Consider the following 11,633-nt stretch of genomic DNA (forward strand, 5'->3'; position numbering starts at 1 on the left):
CCTATCCGTTGAGGATGGCGTTCAGCCTGCCCTCCATCGCCGATATGTCAAGATCGGGGGCCGGGCCGCGCAGCGCCATGACACGGTCGGCCCGGGCCTGGGCGGCAGGCGTCATGCGGCCCGCGGCGGCGGCGACACGCACGCGGTCGGCGAAATCGGCATTGCACAGCAGCACCACGTCACAGCCCGCAGCCAGGGATTCCTCGGCGATGCGTTCCATCCCGCCGCTCAGCGCCTTCATCGAGATGTCGTCGGTCATGATCAGGTTGTCGAACCCGATCCGGTTGCGGATCGCCTGCATGACGACGGGCGACAGGGTGGCCGGCAGATCCGGGTCCAGCGCCTCGAAGACGATATGGGCGGTCATGCCCATGGCCAGATCGTTCAGCACCTTGAAGGGCGCGAAATCCACCCGATCCAGCTGATCGAGCGGCGCGCTGACGCGCGGCAGTTCCTTGTGGCTGTCGGCGCGCGCCCGGCCATGGCCCGGCATGTGCTTGACCACCGGCAGCACGCCGCCCTGCATCAGCCCCTCGGCCACGGCGCGGCCCAGGCGGGCGACGGTGGCGGGATCGGTGCCGTAGCAGCGGCTTTTCAGGAAGGGATGGGTGTCGGCTTCGGCCACATCGACCAGCGGCGCGCAGTCGACATCAATGCCCAGGGCCCGCATCTCGGTGGCGATCAGCGCATAGCGCAGCCGCATCGCCTCTTCGGCATGGGCGCCGGCCCGGGCGGCAAAGTCCAGCGGCTCGTCCCACTGGCGGCCCAGCGGCGGACGCAGGCGCTGCACCCGGCCGCCCTCCTGGTCCAGCAGGATCGGGACGTCGCGGCCCACGGCCTCGCGCAGGTCGCCGCACAGGCGGCGGACCTGCTCGGCGGTCTCGATATGGCGGGCGAACAGGATGAAGCCGAAAGGATCGGCCTCGCGGAAGAAGGACCGTTCCTGATCGCTCAGGACCGGCCCCGTGGAATCGAGGATCGTGGCTCCGAAGGGCATCTTCTTACTTCGTCAGAACGGGAATGCAGTCCACCCGCCCCGCGACCAGCGCGGCGCAGAAGCGGCGGGCGTCGGACAGGTCCGAGAAGCCCATGACACGCAGCCGGTAGAAGGTCCGGCCGCCGGTTTGCGCCACCTCGATCACCCGCTTGCGGTCCTGCAGGTAAATCGAGAAGTCCTTGGCGATGCGGTCCCATTCGGATTTCGCGATGGCTTCGCTGGCGAAGGCGCCGACCTGGGCCAGGAAGGTGCCCGGCGGCACGGCCGTGGGCGCGACATCGATCGGGCCGCTGGCGGCGGCAGGCACCGGGGCCGCAGCTGCCGCAGGCGCCACAGCCGGGTTCGGCGCCAGCACCGTCGGCCGCAGCTTGGGACGCACGGCCGCCGCGACACCCGATCCGCTGGCTGCGGGCGCGGGCGTCGCGGCATCCTGCGTGGAATCGAGCGGCGTCGTGCCGTCATCCGACATGGTGGCAATGCGCGAGGCGATGTCTTCCAGCGACTGCGGCTTTTGCGCCGCGGCGGCAGCATCGGCCTTGCCCTGCGCGGTGGCCTGGCCCAGCTGTTCCGGCGTCAGCGCATCATCGCCCAGATCCACCGGACCGGGCGCCAGCTGCACCTTGTTGGGCGGCGCGGCTGCGGTGCCGCCCTCGGCCACATGGTTGACGGACAGGCCCTGGAATTCCGCCTCGGATCCGCCGGCCTCTTCGGGCACGCGGCGGGTTTCGCCGGTCATCGCCTTGACCACCGGCACGCCCGAGACGTCCCGGATCACCATCCGGTAGCCCCAGAAACTGATACCGGCCACGATGGCCAGGGACAGCACCGCACCGGCCCGTCGCATCGCCCGGCCGCCGTTTTCGGGTTCGGGGGGATCATCGTAGCCGGACATGTAAGGCCCGTCTGCCTGGAAATCTGCCATAACGCCTCAACCGCCGGGGCTCGAACTGGCCCGGTCTCGCTGTCACTATACCTGAACTGCTCGATCCCGGCGGCGTGGCTTTCAGCGCATTTCTTCCGCCGGGGTCACCCCAAGGATAGCAAGACCTGCGGAAATGACAACGGCCACGGCACGGGCCAGCGCCAGTTTGGAGCGGCTCTGGTCGTGATCGCCCTCCTGCACGAAGCGCAGCTGGGTCTCTTCATTGCCCCGATTGTAGAGCGCATGAAGGTCCGAGGCCAGTTCATAGAGGTAGAAGGCGATGCGGTGCGGCTCGTTGGTGCGGGCAGCGATCTCGACCAGGCGCGGCCATTCGGCAAGTTTCCGCGCGACGTTCAGTTCCGACTCGTGGGTCAGGCCCGACAGGTCGGCGGCCGCCAGCGCCGCATCATCACAGGCAATCCCCGCCTCGGTCGCACGGCGGATGGCCGAACAGACCCGCGCATGGGCGTATTGCACGTAGAAGACCGGGTTGTCCTTCGACTGCTCCAGCACCTTGTCGAAATCGAAATCGAGCGGCGCGTCATTCTTGCGGGTCAGCATGACGAAGCGCGTCACGTCGGGGCCGACCTGCTCGACCACGTCGCGCAGCATGATGAAGGTGCCGGCGCGTTTCGACATCTTGAACGGCTCACCGTTCTTGAACAGCTTCACCAGCTGGCACAGCTTGATGTCGACCGGCACGGCGCCGTCCGACAGCGCCGAAACGGCGGCCTTCATCCGCTTGACATAGCCGCCATGGTCGGCACCGAAGACGTCGATCAGCAGGTCGAAGCCACGGCTGACCTTGTCATAGTGATAGGCAATATCGGGGGCGAAATAGGTCCAGGACCCATCGGACTTCATGATCGGCCGGTCGACATCATCGCCATGTTCGGTCGATTTGAACAGGGTCTGCTCGCGCGGCTCCCAATCCTCGGGCAACTTGCCCTTCGGCGGCTCCAGCACGCCGCGATAGATCAGCCCCTTGGCGCGCAGGCTATCGATGGCCGCCTCGATCTTGCCAGTGCCGTACAGGCTCTTCTCGGAATAGAACACGTCCATCCTGACGCCCAGCAGCGCCAGATCCTCGCGGATCAGCGCCATCATGGCCTCGGTGGCGAACAGGCGCACCTCCTCCAGCCAGGTCTCCTCGGGCTGGTCGACATAGGCATCGCCCACCTTCGCCTTCAGCGCAGCCCCCACCCCGATCAGGTAATCGCCCGGATAGGTGCCGTTCTCGAAGGCCACTTCACGGCCGAACTGCTCCAGGTAGCGCAGGTAGACGGACCGCGCCAGCACGTCGACCTGGGCGCCGCCATCGTTGATGTAGTATTCGCGCGTAACGTCATAGCCCGCGTAATCCAGCAGCGCCGCCAGCGCATCGCCAAAGACCGCGCCCCGGGTATGGCCCACATGCAGCGGCCCGGTCGGGTTGGCCGAGACATATTCCACGTCGACCTTCTTGCCCGCCCCCATATCCGAACGGCCATAGGCCCGGCCCTCGCGCAGCGCCGCCAGCACGACCGTCCCCCACAGCTCCGTCGACAACCTCAGGTTCAGGAACCCCGGCCCCGCGACCTCGGCCGCCGCGATACGCGGATCGGCCACCAGCAGCGCCGCCAGCTTCTCGGCGATGTCGCGCGGCTTCATCCCGGCGGGCTTGGCCAGCACCATCGCGGCATTGGTCGCCATGTCCCCATGGGCGGCATCTCGCGGCGGCTCCACGGCAACATTGTCGAAGGAGAGATCGCCCGGCAGATCCCCGGTCCCCTGAAGGGTCGAGAGGCTGTCCAGAACGAGGCTGCGGATATCGGTAAAGAGGTTCATAACGCTTTCCTGACGGCTTCCGGGCGGGTTTACCACCCGCATCCCGAAGGTCAATGCATCTAAGGGATAGCGCCCGGCTGCGCATTCCCGCCGCCGGGCTCATTTTCTTGTCCCAAATACCTCGGGGGAGTCTCCGCAGGAGACGGGGGCAGAGCCCCCTCTTCCCTGTCCGCCGCTCTACCCGCGCCTACCGCTGCACCCCAGCCGGAAACAGCCGCGGAATGTCGATGGCCGGGCAGCGATCCATCACCACACCGACCCCGGCCGCCTCCGCCATCGCCGCGGCCTCTGCGCTGACCACCCCCAGCTGCATCCAGGCCCCTTTCAGCCCCGGCAGCGCCGCCAGCGCCGCGGCCATCACCTCGGGCACCGCCTCCGAGCGGCGGAAGATATCGACCATGTCCACCGCCGCACCATGCCGTGCCGCCACCTCGTCCAGCGTCGCGCAGACCGTCTCGCCTGCCACCACCTGCCCCGCGGCGCCGGGGTTCACCGGGATCACCCGATAGCCCGCCGCCGCCAGAAAGGCCGCCACCCGGTTGCTGGGCCTTGCGGGGTTCGGCGACCAGCCCACCAGCGCGATGCAGCGCACCTCCCGCAGCAGCTGCCGCAGCCCGTCATCCGTCGTGATCATGGCACCCTCCCTGCCCGGCTGCCCCAAGAAAAAGGCGCCCAAGGAAAGCCTTGGGCGCCAGTGCGGAACGAGGGACAGTGAAAGGAAACATCGGCGTTCCAGGCCGGTGCTTCTGAACGATACCTAGGGTAAACGTACCGGACTTGAAGAGGCTGTAATAAGAATGTGAACGAATCGTTACGCTCACCACAGTCTCCGGCGCTCACCCCCGCGAGGCATAAAGCGCCACGGCCGCCGCGTTCGACACGTTCAGCGACCCGAAGGCGCCGGCGAAATCGATCCGCACCAGCGCATCGCAGAATTCACGCGTCTTTTCGCGCAGCCCCGGCCCCTCGGCCCCCAGAACCAGCGCCACGGGGCGGTCGCGACGACCCTCCAGGGCGCTCTCGATGGTGGCCTCGGCCTCGCCCGCCAGACCCAGCACCACATAGCCCATGTCCTGCAGTTCGCGGATCGCATCCGCAAGGTTCTTCACCCGCAGGTAGGGCTGGCGTTCCAGCGCCCCCGAGGCGGTCTTGGCCAGCGCCCCGGTTTCCGGCGCCGAATGGTGGCGCGGCGCGATCACCGCACAGGCGCCGAACACCTCGGCCGAACGCAGGATGGCTCCGACGTTATGCGGATCCGTCACCCGGTCCAGCAGCACCACCCGCGGCGGCCGCGTGCCATCGCCCAGGCAGACATCGGGGATGCGGCCCCAGTCCAGCGGCTTGACCTCCAGCGCCACGCCCTGGTGCACCGACTGCGGGTCGATGGGCGCCGCGAATTTTCGCGGGTCGCAGATCTCGGGCTCGATGCCCGAGGCGGCGACCACGTCCTCCAGTTTGTCGAGCGCATTCTTCGTGATCACCAGCCGCAGCTTGACGCGCGCGGGGTTTTCCAGCGCGTCGCGCACCGCATGCAGCCCGAACAGCCAGACCGTTTCGGCCGACGAGGCGCGCTTGGCCTGTTCCTTCTCGATCACCCACTTCGGTTTCTTCATCGTTTCCGTCCTGTGCCTCCGGGCCTGTCCCGGCGTTTTGCCAACCTTACCCCGTGCAGACGCCGGGCGCTGCACCGAAGTTGCGCTTCTGCCGGGGGCCGTGGCCCCGCGCAAGGGCCGCCTCTTGCAAGCTGACGCAAGGGCGTGAAAATTCCTGCCGCTTTCCCGGATTTTTCCTGTTGACGCCCCCCGAGGCCGCCAGTAGATACCCGCTCACGGTCAGCGACGGACGGCAACGAACGACGCAGATCAGGGCGACGAGCTGCAAGGTGCGGCAGCGGACTGTAACTCCGCCGGGGAGACCCATGCCTGGTTCGATTCCAGGGTCGCCCACCACTTCCCCCTTCGGGTCTGGAAGTGGTGGGATCAAAATCCAGAAAATCAAACATCTGAAAAATCGACGAAATGACACGCTTTCGGGCGCGTTTCGGCATGTCTGCCACCTGCGCTCAGGCGGTCTCCAGGAAGGCGCGCAGCACCGGCGACAGCGGCCCGCGCTGCATGGCCAGCGCCAGCACCACGCAGGGCGATTGCCCGCGCAGGCGCTTGTAGACGATATTCTCGATCGACAGCTGCGACATGGTTTGCGGCACCAGGGTAAAGCCCAGCTCGGCCGAAACCAGCGACAGGATCGAGGCGATCTGCGGCGCAAGCTGCCCCAGACGCGGCTCGAACCCCGCCGCCCGGCAGGTTTCAAGCGCTGTGTCATGCAGGCTGATGCCCACCTCGCGCGGGGTCAGGATCAGCGGCATCCCGGCCAGCTGCGCCAGGTCGATCTCCTCCGAGGCCGGCGCCGGATCGACACCGCGCGGCAGGGCCGCCAGCAAGGGCTCGGACAGCAGCGGCCGCAGGCGCATCTCGGGCGGATCATCGGCACTGGGGCGCAGGATCGCCACGTCCAGACGCCCGGCCAGCAGGTCGCGGCGCAGCAGGATGGAATTCGCCTCGACCAGCCGCAGGCGCACCTCGGGCCGGGCCCGCCGGAAGGTGCGGATCAGCCGCGGCACCGCCGGGTTCAGCGCCGCGGTGCCGGTAAAGCCCAAGGCCAGCTCTCCGGTTTCGCCGCGATCAGCGCGGCGCGCGGCATCTGTGGCCCGCAGCGCCTGCGCCGGCATCGCCGCGACCTCGGCCTGAAAGGCCCGTCCCGCCTCGGTCAGCTCGGCCCCATGTGGCAGGCGGTGGAACAGCCGCGCGCCCACCTCCTCCTCCAGGTTGCGGATCTGCTGGCTGAGCGGCGGCTGACCGATCCCCAGCCGTTCCGCCGCGCGGGTAAAGCTCTGCTCCTCGGCGACGGCCAGGAAATAGCGGATGTGGCGCAGCTCCATGGTATCTGCCCTGCATATGGAAAACGCCACTCCAATATATTGGAAATATCGAGGGGCCGAAAGTAGCTCTGACAGGACCCGCTGAAGGAGCCTCTCATGTCCCTCTCCCCCTCCCCTTCGCTGCCCGCAGGCATCCTGCGCGGCAGCCCCGCCTATCGCAACACCGGCCTGGCGCTGTTTCTGGCCGGCTTTTCCAGCTTTGCACTGATCTACTGCGTGCAGCCGCTGCTGCCCGCATTCGCCCGCGCCTTCGACCTGAGCCCGGCGCACAGTTCGCTGGCGCTGTCGCTGACCACCGGCTGCCTGGCGCTGTCGATCCTGCTGCTGGGGGCGCTCAGCCAGCAACTGGGGCGCAAGGGGCTGATGCTGGCCTCGATGCTGGGGGCGGCGGCGCTGAACCTGGCGGCGGCCGTATCGCCCGGCTGGTCCACGCTGCTGGTGTTGCGCGCCCTTGAAGGGCTGGCCCTGGGCGGCGTACCGGCAGTCGCCATGGCCTATCTCGCGGAAGAGATCGCCCCCCGGGACCTGGGCCGGGCCATGGGGCTTTACGTCTCGGGAACGGCCTTCGGGGCGATGATGGGCCGGGTCGGCATGGGCCTGTTGCTGAGCCTTGGCGACTGGCGGCTGGCCATGGCGGTGCTGGGCCTGGCCTGCCTGGCCGCCGCCCTGGGCTTTTGGGCGCTGTTGCCGCCGTCGCAGCGCTTCGTGCCGGCCCCGCCCCAGGGCCCCGGGCCGCATCTGCGGGCATGGGCGCAGCATCTGGCCAATCCGCGGCTGCGGCGGCTGTATCTGCTGGGCTTCTGCCTGACCTCGATCTTCGTCACCATCTTCAACTACGCCACCTTCCGACTGACCGGCGCGCCCTACGGGCTGGATGCCAGCCAGGTCAGCCTGATCTTCCTCGCCTTCGGCTTCGGGGTGGTCTCGTCTTCGGTCGCGGGGCGGCTGTCGGACCGGATCGGGCGCCGCCCGCTGCTGCTGAGCGCCTTTGCCATCGTGCTGGTGGGCATCGGGCTGACACTGTTCGCCCCCGTCGCCGCGATCTGCGCCGGGGTGGCGCTGATCGCCACCGGCTTTTTCATCGGCCATTCGGTGGCCAGCGGGGCGGTGGGCGCCGCCGCCGAGGGCACCAAGGGCCATGCCGCAGCCCTGTACCTGCTTTTCTACTACATGGGCTCCAGCCTGATGGGGTCGCTGGGGGGCTGGGTCTGGCAGCACCAGGGTTGGGACGGCATCGCCGTGATGACCACGCTGGTCTGCCTGCTGGCCCTGAGCGTCGCCGCCTTTGGCCCGCGCGTCACCCCGCGCTGACCCCTAGCGGCGGTGCGTCGCGACCACGCGGCTGGCGGTCTCGTAAATGCCGCTCAGCATGTTCAGCGTGCGCACCGCCTCCTGCATCCGGGGCCGGAAATCGGCAATGTCGTTGACCTCGGACAGCAGCAGGCGGCGGCGCAGTTCAGCATAGCTGTCGGTCACCGCCCGCCCCTTCTCGGTCGCCTCATAGCTGACCCCGGTGCGGCTGGAGCCCTGCTTGGCCACCAGCCCTTCCGAGACCATCTTGCGCAGCGAATACTGGATGTTCGCAATGTCGTCGCGGTTGGTCAGCCGGGCCATGTCCTTGACCGATTTCGCCCGGTCGTTCATCCGGATAACATGCAGCAGCGCGTTCTCGGGGCCCGACAGCTGCAGCTGCGCCGCCCCCGCCAGGCATTCCGCCTGCCAGCGTCCGAAGCTTTCGAAGGTCCGCATCAGCGCAAATTCCAGCTCGGTCGTCGCAATCTCGGCCTCATCCGCCGACAGGTGCCAGCGGAAATCCAGCCCCGTCCCCTCGGTCGGCCCGGCCTGTGCTGCCGCTTTGTCGCTCACGTTCCGTACTCCCGTCCAGTGCCGCACCAGTGTCGCCCCGTGCGGCGCTTGACACAAGGCGGCAGCATGCTTCAGGTTTAAAATAGATTTTTAATTTAAAAATCGAATCAAAAACCAACAGGACGAGATCATGACAAACAGGATGCTGGCCCGGCAGGGCTTCAAGCTGGGCACGTTCGCGACCAACTGCAGTTCGGGGATGACAGTCAGCACGCTGCCGGAACGCTGGGACAACAGCTGGCAGAACAACCTCGCGCTTGGGCAGATGCTGGATGCGGCGGGGATCGATTTCATGCTGCCGATCGCGCGCTGGATCGGCTATGGCGGCGAAACCGATTTTCACGGTGGTGTGCTGGAAACCATCAGCTGGGCCACGGCGCTGCTGGCCAGCACCCGGAACATTTCGGTCTTTGCCACGGTCCATGCGACCGCCAACCACCCGGTGGTGGTGGCCAAGCAGATCGCCACGATGGACCAGGTCGGCGCCGGCCGTGCCGGGCTGAACGTCGTGGCCGGCTGGAACAAGCCCGAATACGAGGCCCTGGGACTGTCCCTGCCCGAGGACCATGAGACGCGCTATCGCTATGCGCAGGAATGGCTGGACGTGATCACCCGCCTCTGGACCAGCACCGAAGCCTTCGACTGGGCCGGAGACTACTTCAACCTCAAAGCAATCAAGGGCGATCCCCGACCGGTGAACGGGCGGGTGCCGATTCTGAATGCCGCCGGATCGGGGCTGGGCCGCGACTTTGCCACCAGCAATGCCGACTACCTGTTCACCCCGGCCATCGACCTGGAACGCTCGCGTGCCGAGATCGCCGCGCTGAAGGCGCAGGGCGCACAGAAGGGGCGCGATGTCGGCGTGCTGACCTTCAGCCATGTCATCTGCCGCCCGACCGAGGCCGAGGCCCGCGACTATCATGATCACGTGATGGCCCATATCGACTGGCCCGCGACCGACAATCTGGTGAAGCTGCAGTTCGCCCATGCCCAGAGCTTTCCGCACGACCTGCTGGCACAGATCCGCAACGTGATGGCCCTGGGCCACGGAGGCTTCCCGCTGGTCGGCACCCCCAGCCAGGTCGCCGAGGGGCTGATCCGCCTGCACGAGACCGGCTTTGCCGGGACCACCCTGTCCTTCGTCGATTACCTGGCGGAATTCCCGCTGTTCCGCGACGAGGTCCTGCCGATCCTGGCCGAAAAGGGCCTGCGCTGAAACGATCCGGGGCAGCCATCTGCCCTGCCCCCGCCCCCCCCTTTGGAAACAAGACTGGCCATTGTCACAATTAAAGATATATTATGCATACAACCTGGAGGAGACGGGCGCGGATGGAATCGCCCCGGGTGTGCTCCAGGGGGCAAGGGAGGGTCTTCACTTTGACCACAGACAGTCCACAGACGCTGGTCCTCGACCGCATTCTGGGTGCCCGAATGACCCGTCACGAAGACGGTCTTCTGGATCAGTGCGAAATCCACGCCACCACGGCAACCGGAGACATACGGATCCGTCTGGATCGCGCCGCGACGCAGCGCCTGATCGAACTGGTGCAGTCTGCGCGCAGCGATTTCCTGTAACCTGCCGCGTCAATCAAGCGGGATCCGCAGAGCGGCCTCGATTTCGGCCCGCAGATGCCGGGCCCTGGCGCGCCAAGCGGTGATCCGGGCATCCTCATGACAGCGCCGGGCCTGTCCCAGCAGAAAGTCCCGCCGCGCCGACATCTGCAGCTGCAGGATCTCTTCGGCCCGCGCCCCCGACAGGCGATCGGCCAGACGCGGATGCCGCCACATCGCGATCCGCGTCGCCAGGGCCTCGACCTCGGCCATGCCCGGCCCCTCGGGACAGGGCGAGACCCGGCCTGCCGCGCGCGCATATTCCCGAAGATCCAGCGCCATCAGCTCGCGACGGTTGCCGCTGGCGATCACCGCCTGGCGCAGCATCTGTTCAGCGGCATAGAAATATGGCAGCGGCGTGGGATCGGCACAGGCCATGGTCGCGCAGATCGCCACGGCCGCAGCGCCCGCCCCTGCCAGTTCTGCCCTCATGAAGCTCTCCGTCCCAGCTGCGCAGGCAGCCCTAATCGGCCCCGAAACGCCCCACCTGTTCACGATATCGGAATTTGAAAGGTTTTAGTAAGGTTTTATCGGTCGCGGCGGGGCGTCAAAGCGGATCGCGGATCACAATCCGGTGAGCCTACGGTGCCGTTGGGCCTGTTTGCGCTGCCATCGCGGCGGGGCCCTCCGGCAGGACGGACCAGGTGGCGCATGTGGCCTGGGCCTGCGAAGGGGACAAGCCGGTGCGGCCCCGATCCACGGCAGGTCCGTTTCCGCGCGGCCAAGCTCGCCTTGCCGAGCGCACCGGTCGGACCACGGTCGCCGGGTACACCAATGTGCAGCGCCTTGTCGCTGTCCCGCCCGCACCGGCTTTCGCTGGCGAAGCAGGGGCCCGTGCCAGGGCGAAAGGATCGGCCTCTCCAGGGCATTCACCATGCGTTAATCAGAACGCCTTTTAGTCTCGGACCGAGAGACGTCAGCAAGAGACAGGCATGGGCACCGCGCAGGCACCGACGGCAGGGATTGTCATCATCGACGATGAAGCGGATTTCCGTGTCATGCTGACCGAAATTCTACGCAGGAACGGGTATCGCGTCACCGCCTATGACAGTGGCAGGGCCTTCCTGTCATGCCTGCCCCACATCCGTGGCCCGGCGGTGATCCTGCTTGATGTCAACATGCCAGAGTTCGACGGCATCGACATCGCCCATTTCCTGATCAACTGCGGCCTGTGGTTCCGGCTGCATTTCATGACCGGGGGCGGCAGCACCACTGCGCTGATGGCCCGGCTGATGGCCGAGGGCCGGGGGATCGACGTTGGCCACCCGCTGTACAAGCCGATCCCGCGGGCAGTGCTGCTAAAGACGATCAGCGACAGCGCCGCGCGGCTGCAGCAGGGCCATGGGGCCGACCGGCCGATCCCGTCCCGCGCAGGGCCGCAGCTGTCGGCCCTGCCCCGCCCCGGCAGTCCCCTGGACCTGCCGCCATCCTGCCTGCCCGCCCTGCGGAAATGACGGGCCTTGCCGGAAAGT

12 protein-coding genes and 1 tRNA gene are annotated in these 11,633 nt (G+C 67.3%); 5 read left to right on the plus strand and 8 right to left on the minus strand.

Annotated features, from left to right (window positions below; translation table 11 throughout):
- Nucleotide 1: 1 nt before the first annotated feature.
- The 5 genes from nagZ to rlmB all read right to left on the minus strand — a co-directional run bounded on the left by nagZ (nt 2) and on the right by rlmB (nt 5,359).
- Nucleotides 2-997, minus strand: coding sequence for a beta-N-acetylhexosaminidase (gene nagZ / locus AC2ITM_RS10965; RefSeq protein WP_486466685.1), 996 nt, complete (start codon nt 995-997; stop codon nt 2-4).
- 4 nt (nt 998-1,001) lie between these two features.
- The gene (locus AC2ITM_RS10970) at nt 1,002-1,889 is read right to left on the minus strand and encodes an SPOR domain-containing protein (protein ID WP_486466686.1); all 888 of its coding nucleotides are present in this window, start codon (nt 1,887-1,889) and stop codon (nt 1,002-1,004) included.
- A gap of 111 nt (nt 1,890-2,000) precedes the next feature.
- Nucleotides 2,001-3,746: an arginine--tRNA ligase gene (gene argS, locus AC2ITM_RS10975; protein ID WP_486466687.1), complete on the minus strand. Its 1,746-nt coding sequence runs from the start codon at nt 3,744-3,746 to the stop codon at nt 2,001-2,003.
- Between the two features lie 187 nt (nt 3,747-3,933).
- A complete protein-coding gene (locus AC2ITM_RS10980) occupies nt 3,934-4,380 on the minus strand; it encodes a CoA-binding protein (RefSeq protein WP_486466688.1) in 447 nt (148 codons plus the stop codon).
- A 202-nt stretch (nt 4,381-4,582) separates the two neighbouring features.
- Entirely contained in the window at nt 4,583-5,359 is a 777-nt protein-coding gene (gene rlmB, locus AC2ITM_RS10985) for a 23S rRNA (guanosine(2251)-2'-O)-methyltransferase RlmB (RefSeq protein WP_486466689.1), read from the minus strand.
- A gap of 252 nt (nt 5,360-5,611) precedes the next feature.
- Between rlmB and AC2ITM_RS10990 the strand changes: the two genes are divergently transcribed.
- A tRNA-Tyr gene (locus AC2ITM_RS10990) sits at nt 5,612-5,695 on the plus strand.
- Nucleotides 5,696-5,808: 113 nt separating this feature from the next.
- Here the strand turns inward: AC2ITM_RS10990 and AC2ITM_RS10995 are convergent.
- Entirely contained in the window at nt 5,809-6,684 is an 876-nt protein-coding gene (locus AC2ITM_RS10995; protein WP_486466690.1) for a LysR family transcriptional regulator, read from the minus strand.
- 96 nt (nt 6,685-6,780) lie between these two features.
- On the opposite strand from AC2ITM_RS10995, the gene AC2ITM_RS11000 reads away from it, so the two are divergent.
- On the plus strand, nt 6,781-7,995 hold the full coding sequence (locus AC2ITM_RS11000) for an MFS transporter (RefSeq protein ID WP_486466691.1): 1,215 nt from the start codon (nt 6,781-6,783) through the stop codon (nt 7,993-7,995).
- Nucleotides 7,996-7,998: 3 nt separating this feature from the next.
- Here the strand turns inward: AC2ITM_RS11000 and AC2ITM_RS11005 are convergent, their stop codons facing one another.
- On the minus strand, nt 7,999-8,550 hold the full coding sequence (locus tag AC2ITM_RS11005; RefSeq protein WP_486466692.1) for a helix-turn-helix domain-containing protein: 552 nt from the start codon (nt 8,548-8,550) through the stop codon (nt 7,999-8,001).
- 130 nt (nt 8,551-8,680) lie between these two features.
- On the opposite strand from AC2ITM_RS11005, the gene AC2ITM_RS11010 reads away from it, so the two are divergent.
- Together AC2ITM_RS11010 and AC2ITM_RS11015 are read left to right on the plus strand one after the other, a co-directional pair.
- Complete coding sequence (locus AC2ITM_RS11010; RefSeq protein WP_486466693.1) at nt 8,681-9,766, plus strand: LLM class flavin-dependent oxidoreductase; 1,086 nt, start codon at nt 8,681-8,683, stop codon at nt 9,764-9,766.
- Nucleotides 9,767-9,981: 215 nt separating this feature from the next.
- Nucleotides 9,982-10,125, plus strand: a complete 144-nt coding sequence (locus tag AC2ITM_RS11015) for a hypothetical protein (protein ID WP_486466694.1) — start codon at nt 9,982-9,984, stop codon at nt 10,123-10,125.
- A gap of 9 nt (nt 10,126-10,134) precedes the next feature.
- Here the strand turns inward: AC2ITM_RS11015 and AC2ITM_RS11020 are convergent, their stop codons facing one another.
- Nucleotides 10,135-10,593, minus strand: coding sequence for a hypothetical protein (locus AC2ITM_RS11020; protein ID WP_486466695.1), 459 nt, complete (start codon nt 10,591-10,593; stop codon nt 10,135-10,137).
- A 500-nt stretch (nt 10,594-11,093) separates the two neighbouring features.
- Here AC2ITM_RS11020 and AC2ITM_RS11025 point away from each other — a divergent pair, with 500 nt between their 5' ends.
- A complete protein-coding gene (locus tag AC2ITM_RS11025) occupies nt 11,094-11,615 on the plus strand; it encodes a response regulator (protein WP_486466696.1) in 522 nt (173 codons plus the stop codon).
- The last annotated feature ends 18 nt before the right edge of the window (nt 11,616-11,633 follow it).

Source organism: Pseudooceanicola sp. NS-SX9 (genome assembly GCF_057380705.1).

Excerpts from the sequence above, each read along its gene's own strand:
- nagZ (WP_486466685.1), bottom strand. The coding sequence starts at position 997 with ATGCCCTTCGGAGCCACGATCCTCGATTCCACGGGGCCGGTCCTGAGC.
- AC2ITM_RS10970 (WP_486466686.1), bottom strand. The coding sequence starts at position 1,889 with ATGTCCGGCTACGATGATCCCCCCGAACCCGAAAACGGCGGCCGGGCG.
- argS (WP_486466687.1), bottom strand. The coding sequence starts at position 3,746 with ATGAACCTCTTTACCGATATCCGCAGCCTCGTTCTGGACAGCCTCTCG.
- AC2ITM_RS10980 (WP_486466688.1), bottom strand. The coding sequence starts at position 4,380 with ATGATCACGACGGATGACGGGCTGCGGCAGCTGCTGCGGGAGGTGCGC.
- rlmB (WP_486466689.1), bottom strand. The coding sequence starts at position 5,359 with ATGAAGAAACCGAAGTGGGTGATCGAGAAGGAACAGGCCAAGCGCGCC.
- AC2ITM_RS10995 (WP_486466690.1), bottom strand. The coding sequence starts at position 6,684 with ATGGAGCTGCGCCACATCCGCTATTTCCTGGCCGTCGCCGAGGAGCAG.
- AC2ITM_RS11000 (WP_486466691.1), top strand. The coding sequence starts at position 6,781 with ATGTCCCTCTCCCCCTCCCCTTCGCTGCCCGCAGGCATCCTGCGCGGC.
- AC2ITM_RS11010 (WP_486466693.1), top strand. The coding sequence starts at position 8,681 with ATGACAAACAGGATGCTGGCCCGGCAGGGCTTCAAGCTGGGCACGTTC.
- AC2ITM_RS11015 (WP_486466694.1), top strand. The coding sequence starts at position 9,982 with ATGACCCGTCACGAAGACGGTCTTCTGGATCAGTGCGAAATCCACGCC.
- AC2ITM_RS11020 (WP_486466695.1), bottom strand. The coding sequence starts at position 10,593 with ATGAGGGCAGAACTGGCAGGGGCGGGCGCTGCGGCCGTGGCGATCTGC.
- AC2ITM_RS11025 (WP_486466696.1), top strand. The coding sequence starts at position 11,094 with ATGGGCACCGCGCAGGCACCGACGGCAGGGATTGTCATCATCGACGAT.